Consider the following 1162-nt stretch of genomic DNA (forward strand, 5'->3'; position numbering starts at 1 on the left):
CTGAAGACGCTTGTGTGAAATAAGGGTCTATAGTTGTAGGTGAGAGCGGAGTGCGGCAGGCCGTTTAGCCGCAGTGCTAGCAAGCACGAGTAGGAGTCAGCGCCGCCGCACTCCGGTTCTCCTGCCTGACAAGCCCGAACAGTTGCCCGAGTGACGAGCTCGAACTCCACAAGCATGGGCATCGGCAGGAGCGCTCTCGTCCATGAGTCTACTGCGGAGAACGTCTATGCGGCGCCATGTCGGGATCGATGTATCCAAGGCCGAGCTGGTCATTCATGTCCTGCCGGACGAGCAGGCCTGGACCCAGCCCAATACGCCACAGGGGCAGCGTGCGCTGGCCCAACGTCTGGCTGGGATGGACTGCGAGCGGATCGTGCTGGAAGCCAGTGGCGGCTACGAACATGCCGTGCTGCAGGTGCTCCGAGAGGCGGACCTGCCGGCAGTGCGGATGGCCGCCGATCGTCCGCGCAAGCTCGCCCAGGCCTTGGGCCTGCATGCCAAGACCGATGCCCTGGACGCGCGCCTGCTGGCCATCGCCGCCCAGCACATCCCGACCACCCCCACGCCCGTGGTGCCCGGGCACCAGCAGTCTCTTCGCGAACTGCTGGACCTGCGTGCCACCCTGGTGGGCCAGCGCGATGCCCATCGGCGGCGCTTGGAACACATTACCAGCGCCAAGGCGCAACACCGCTGCCGAGAGGTGATCGCCCTGCTGAACCAGCAGATCCAGACGTTGACGCAGGAGATCGAGCAGCAGGGCAAGACCTGCTCGAGCCTACCCAAGGTGCCTGGGCTCGGGACGATCCTGCGCGCGGTTCTGGCCGCGCGGCTGCCAGAGCTGGGCACGCTGCCGCCACGCAAGCTCGCTGCCCTGGTCGGGCTGGCCCCGTTCAATCACGACAGCGGTTGCTGGAAAGGCCAGCGCCGCATCAAAGGCGGACGTGCCGACGTGCGGCGCGTGCTGTACATGGCCACCTGGGCCAGCATCCGCGCCAAATCCCCCTTGGCCAACACCTACGCACGTCTGCGCGCAGCGGGCAAGCCGGCCAAGGTCGCCATCGTCGCCTGCATGCACAAGTTCCTGCGCTGGCTCAATGCCATCGCGCGCGATCAGGCCCCGTACGCTCCTCCTGTCATCGCAGGTGCATGACAGTTGACTCCT

The 1162-nt window shown here is 66.1% G+C and carries 1 protein-coding gene; it reads left to right on the forward strand.

Annotated features, from left to right (window positions below; all coding sequences use genetic code 11):
- Positions 1-226: 226 nt before the first annotated feature.
- Entirely contained in the window at positions 227-1150 is a 924-nt protein-coding gene (locus CEK68_RS20165) for an IS110 family transposase (protein WP_026143295.1), read from the forward strand.
- The last annotated feature ends 12 nt before the right edge of the window (positions 1151-1162 follow it).

The sequence above is a fragment of the Xanthomonas sp. LMG 12461 genome (genome assembly GCF_009192935.1).
GTDB lineage: Bacteria > Pseudomonadota > Gammaproteobacteria > Xanthomonadales > Xanthomonadaceae > Xanthomonas_A > Xanthomonas_A sontii.

Bases quoted from the DNA above. Each gene is read 5' to 3' on its own strand.
- CEK68_RS20165 (WP_026143295.1), top strand. From the start codon at position 227: ATGCGGCGCCATGTCGGGATCGATGTATCCAAGGCCGAGCTGGTCATT.